The 5,254-nt window shown below is 55.5% G+C and carries 4 protein-coding genes and 1 pseudogene; all 5 read right to left on the bottom strand.

Annotation, left to right across the window (positions count from 1 at the left end):
* The coding region (locus tag Q1B15_RS20505) for an ABC transporter ATP-binding protein (RefSeq protein ID WP_299757437.1) at positions 1–764 on the bottom strand (764 nt) is incomplete at its 3' end.
* Entirely contained in the window at positions 764–2,020 is a 1,257-nt protein-coding gene (locus Q1B15_RS20500; protein WP_299757436.1) for a hypothetical protein, read from the bottom strand. The genes Q1B15_RS20505 and Q1B15_RS20500, both read right to left, overlap by 1 nt.
* A gap of 2 nt (positions 2,021–2,022) precedes the next feature.
* On the bottom strand, positions 2,023–3,231 hold the full coding sequence (locus Q1B15_RS20495; protein WP_299757433.1) for a carbohydrate ABC transporter permease: 1,209 nt from the start codon (positions 3,229–3,231) through the stop codon (positions 2,023–2,025).
* Positions 3,228–4,472, bottom strand: coding sequence for a sugar ABC transporter permease (locus tag Q1B15_RS20490; protein ID WP_299757431.1), 1,245 nt, complete (start codon positions 4,470–4,472; stop codon positions 3,228–3,230). The genes Q1B15_RS20495 and Q1B15_RS20490 overlap by 4 nt, the downstream gene beginning before the upstream one ends.
* 71 nt (positions 4,473–4,543) lie before the next feature.
* A pseudogene (locus Q1B15_RS20485) lies at positions 4,544–5,254 on the bottom strand (carbohydrate ABC transporter substrate-binding protein); the annotation flags it as partial.

Genomic DNA, 5,254 nt, shown 5'->3' with positions numbered 1-5,254 from the left:
TCACTTGGCATTGGCACGCCTGCGGCTACGCCAACCGGGAAAACATTCATGCGAGGAGACCCGATAAACTGTGCCACAAACAGGTTCGCAGGCCGCTCATAAAGGTCACGCGGGCTGCCAACCTGAGCGATCTTGCCAAACTCCAGTACAACGATCCGGTCCGCCAATGTCATGGCCTCAACCTGATCATGGGTCACGTAGATCATAGTCGACTTCAGTGTTTGGTGAAGCTTGGCAATCTCATAGCGCATCTCGACGCGCAAAGCCGCGTCCAGATTGGACAGGGGTTCGTCGAACAAGAAAGCCGTGGGATCGCGCACAATGGAACGGCCGATCGCCACGCGTTGCCGTTGGCCACCGGACAAATCCTTTGGGCGGCGGTCCATGTAATCGTCAAGCTTCAACACGCGCGCAGCCTCATCGACTTTGGCATTAATTTCTGGCTTTGGAAGTCCAGCGGACTTCAGAGGAAAGCCCACGTTTTCGCGAACGGACATATGGGGGTAAAGCGCGTAGGACTGAAACACCATCGCAAGCCCGCGCTTGCTTGGCGGCTCGGCGGTCGCGTCCCGATCCCCGATCATGATCTGGCCGCGCGACGTTTCTTCGAGGCCAGCGATCATCCGAAGCAACGTAGATTTCCCGCATCCAGACGGGCCGACAAAGATGACGAATTCGCCCTCTTCGATTTCCAGATCGACGCCCTTGATGACCTGAACGTCACCAAACCACTTTTCGACCGCCTTCAATTCAATGGAGGACATTACGCGGCTCCTCTGGCTTGTTCCAGATCGTGACCCGCCCATGTCAGCCAAATTGCGGCTGTCCATGTAAAGTTGCTTCCACCGCAAGGAGTGGCATCAATCGGATCAAAATACTCAAAAAATCCATGCTTTTGGATCAGTTCGGCGGTCTCGGCGCGAAGTCGCGCTTCCAGATCGTCGCGCCCTGAATCGCGCAATCCCAACGCCATCAGTGCATTGACCACAGGCCAAGTCGGGCCCCGCCAGTACCGTCTTGGATCGAATATCTCGGCTTGTGGATCTGCCGACGGGATGCCGTAGCTGACGGCGTCCCAAACGCGCAGAAGCTGTTCGTCCAGCTCGGGGTTCCCGGCGTCAGCCAAATACGCCAAAAACGCCCCAGACCCTAAGACCCCTGCAACTTCACCGGTGCGCAAGTTTTTGGCGTCATAGCCTTTGAGATCAGCATTCCAGATCAGCGGCAGTGCATTGCGCAAAGCCCGCGCCCAGCCTTCGATCTCACTGACGTCTTCGTTGAGAGCCTGGCCTAAAACGACAAGGTCTTCGTGTGCCCGCAAAAGGATGAACGTTATGCCCGGATCAGCCATCAGGAAAGGGCCGTCCGCCACGATACGGTCCTGATCCCATCCCGCTTCAACGCCAAACTGAACCATCGCGATATAGCGGTCATATTCGGCCTTGCTGGGTCGCATCGACGGATCGACATGACCAATATCGCGCCGCGTGTAGGGGGCGACGCCGGACCCGTCCACGCCCGCCATGCCTATGTCCCAATCGGGGCAGTTGTCGCGACCGCTTTCCCAAGGATGCGTGATCGCGGCTGCGCCGTGCGTGCAGCGCACCTCGTGCCACCAACGATGCCATTTCACCAACTTTGGGAAAATCTCGGCCATACGTTCATGGCTTTGAGCCTTGTCCATTTCCCACACAAGGCGCGCCAGCGTGGCTGCGACAGGCGGCTGAGAAATCCCTGATGTTTCAGGGTTCTGGCCGGTCGACCAAACATCCGGCCCCGGAAAATACCCCGGATCTGGCGCGTGGAAGATGATGTGCGGCACCATGCCGGTGTCCCATTGGCTGGCCATCAGCGTATCAAATTCATCCCATGCGCGCGCGAGATCGAAAGTGGCCAGTCCCCAAGCGGCGAACGCGCTGTCCCAGTTCCATTGATAGGGATAAAGGCCATGGGTCGGCAAAGTGTACCCGCCCTTATCATTCTGGCGTAGAATTTGGCGTGCTTGTTCATTGAGATCCATGTTCATCCCTTAACTGACCCGGCCGTGAGGCCCTTGGTCATAAATCGTTCGAGCCCCAAAAAGAGCGCCATGATGGGAACGGTCGCAATGACAGATCCAGCCATCAGGTGCTGCCGGGGAATTTCAGAAGAATTGAGCGAGGCGATTCCGCGCGTAAGCGTGAATTTCGAAGGATCATCCAGCAGCATGAAGGCCAGAAGAAATTCATTCCAGGCAATCATGAAGACATAAAGCGACACCGACGCCAAAGCTGGCAAAGACAGCGGCAAGGTAATTTTCCAGATCACGGCTAGGCGGGACAATCCGTCCATCAGTCCGGCTTCTTCGATCTCTGCGGGAAGTCCCCGGAAATACCCCTGCAGCATATATAATGCGACCGGGATCGTCGTGACTGGATAGATCATAACGATGCCCCAGAAAGAGTTCCTCAACCCCGTCATAGAAAACGCGATGTAGATTGGCAGCGCTAGAACGATCATCGGGACCATGTAGATCAGCAGGATAGACCTGGAAAACGCAGCCCTCCCACGAAACCTCAATCGTGCGACCGCGTAAGCCCCGGGAATAGCGAAAGCCAATGTGATGAACACCGTTAAGACTGAGATGAAGAAAGAGTTGAGAAGATACGTCCCGAAATTGAACTGTGTGAACAGCTCGTCATAAGACCGGAAAAGCTCGACACCTTTCGAGAGGTCGACGGAAAAATCTAACGGGTTCTGGATCAGTTCAGACTGATTTTTGAAGCTTGTCATCACCATGACGTAGAAAGGGATCAGAACAATTGCCGTGAAGAAGATATAGCCAAAGCCGGTCAGAAACCGGATCACCGCGCCTTCGAATTCATGGCGGGTCAACTTACCTGGAACGACTTCGTTCAAGATTGCGGCCAATGACATCGCAAAACCTGCCCCCAAGAGTGCGGCGCCGAACATGCGCGCCGCGCGCCCGGTCTCGACGCCCGTCAGCATTGGGCCGATACCAACAAGAACGAGGACAACAACAGCCATGAGAATTCCGGCCTGAATGGCGCGGCCGCGCCCGAAGCGCACCATCACCCCGCCTGCAATTGCGCCCCAAAGTACGGAAAGCCATGCACCGGGTCGAAATGCATCGCCGGTTGTAAACGACATTGCTACAGCAACCGTTATAGAAAGCACCAACATCCAAAGTGCGCCCAAAACCGGGCCAGTAATGTAACCGCGGCGGATCATAGACCTTCCTCCTGACTTATGTACTTGAGGAAGAAGATCGAGAACGTCAGCAAACACCCAAAGATCACAACGGCCACGGCGGCACCTGCCCCGATATTCGAAATAGCAAAGGCTTGTTCATAAACGTTTACCGTCAAGGTCCGCGTCCCGGCATTGCCACCGGTCAAAAGGAAAATGTCGTCGAATTTGTTAAAGGTCCAAATAAACCGCAGCAGAAAAAGAACGCTCAAAATCCCAAGAAGCTGCGGCACACTCAGATACCAAAACTGCTGAAATGGACTTGCGCCGTCCATATCCGCGGCCTCGTACATATCAGTATCGATGCTTTGCATCCGCGCGAGGATGAAGAGGAAGGAAAGCGGGAAGTATCTCCAGATCTCAAAAACCGTAACCATGATCAACGCCAAGGGACGTTCGCCGAAAAAGTTGATCGCCTCGCTGGTGACACCCATCTGTAATAACAACGCATTGGCCGAGCCTGAAAACGGATCGAACAAAATGAGCCAGGCAAAGGCCACCGCAATGACCGGCGCGACATAAGGGAAAAGATAGAGGCCCCTCAAAATGCCCTGCCCCTTGAAGGACTTGTTCAAAAGGAGCGCGGCGAACAGCCCGACCAGCAAGGCCCCGATGGTCCCAAACACTGTGTAAAATAATGTGACCCAAAGCACTTCGACAAACTCGTCTCCGTTGAAAATTCGGGCAAAGTTATCAAGCGTGAATGTGCTGTTTGTAAGGATGTTTGATGCCGTCCCGGTCGTGGTCGCAGGGCTATCTTGTGGCCGCAGTCCATTGTCGAGATACGCTTGCTCCACCAAAATCGGAATGGTCAGCGTTTCGCGCAAACCCGGCTCCCAGTCGCCAAAGTCACAGTTGAGTGCGCGACCCTCAATATTGCAACGGTCATCGAGCGAAAGAACCGTCAGTCCTTCCGGAATTACATCGGAAAACGTGACACCGGTGATGGGTTGATCTTGTGAAGAGTTGCGAAGCCGATAGCGGATGGTCGCCTCATCGCCGGCGGCATCAAAATCTCCGCGAATGTCTTCGCGCAATACAACCTCAGGAGCACGCAGGTCAGCAAGCTCGACCGGCTTTACCGAAATCCAAAAAATTGCCAACAAAGGAAGCACCACAACCAAGGCCACAGCCGTAATGGTGGGAAACAACAGCCCCCATGCCAAACGCGCTTCGCGCTTAGCCAATGGTCCTGTGCCGATGGGTGGTTGAATATCAGCCATGGTCTGGCGACTCCCGAGAATGCGGGGAACAAAGGCGCCCCCACAAACGGGGACGCCTTGATTTCAATCGCTTATTGAACGGCCGCGATGGCTTCGTTCAACGCCGCTACAGTCGCAACCGCATCACGCTCACCGTCGATAAATTCGCGAACGTAACGGTTGATCACCTGACTGTTGATTATGGCCGAGGCGGCCGACAGCTGACCATCCGCAACGCCCCAGCGCTGTGCCACATCAAGACCACCAACGATCTCATCGATCATTGCGGCGTCATACAACTCGCCAAGAGGAGCTCTGCGGTCGATGCCGACATCCAGTGTCGCCCAAAGGTCCGCAAACGCAGTTGGGTTGTCGGAGGTGCCGCGACGCACTGGGAACTTCCCCTCGGGAGCGATTGACAGTGTCGCCCCGTAGCCTTCGCTCATCGAATACTCAACAAACTCCATGGCTGCATCGGTTGATGCGTCGGACGTGATGCCAAAGTAGCGAACGTCGCCCCAAGCTGCACCGCCGGGGTTCGACGGACCGGAAAAGTTCGTCACAATTCCCGTGGCTGCGGCAAGATCACGAGACGTTGGATCATCGTTGATCGTTGGCGGGGCGCTGTCACGCAGACCTGCCAGCTCATCCAGAATGAACGGTGACCAGATGATCATCGCGGCATTTCCACTGAAGTACAGGCTGCGGGATTGATCCCAATACAGATCACCTGGAGGCGAAGCTTCGGCGATGGCTTTGTAGAACTCCAGCACCTCGATTGTCGCCGCCTCATCCAGCGCCTC

Source organism: uncultured Boseongicola sp. (genome assembly GCF_937988555.1).
In the GTDB taxonomy this organism is placed as follows: Bacteria; Pseudomonadota; Alphaproteobacteria; order Rhodobacterales; family Rhodobacteraceae; genus Boseongicola.
This window is presented reverse-complemented; position numbering and strand designations above follow the sequence as displayed.

Coding starts and splice junctions, on each gene's coding strand:
- Q1B15_RS20500 (WP_299757436.1), bottom strand. CDS start 2,020: ATGGATCTCAATGAACAAGCACGCCAAATTCTACGCCAGAATGATAAG.
- Q1B15_RS20495 (WP_299757433.1), bottom strand. CDS start 3,231: ATGATCCGCCGCGGTTACATTACTGGCCCGGTTTTGGGCGCACTTTGG.
- Q1B15_RS20490 (WP_299757431.1), bottom strand. CDS start 4,472: ATGGCTGATATTCAACCACCCATCGGCACAGGACCATTGGCTAAGCGC.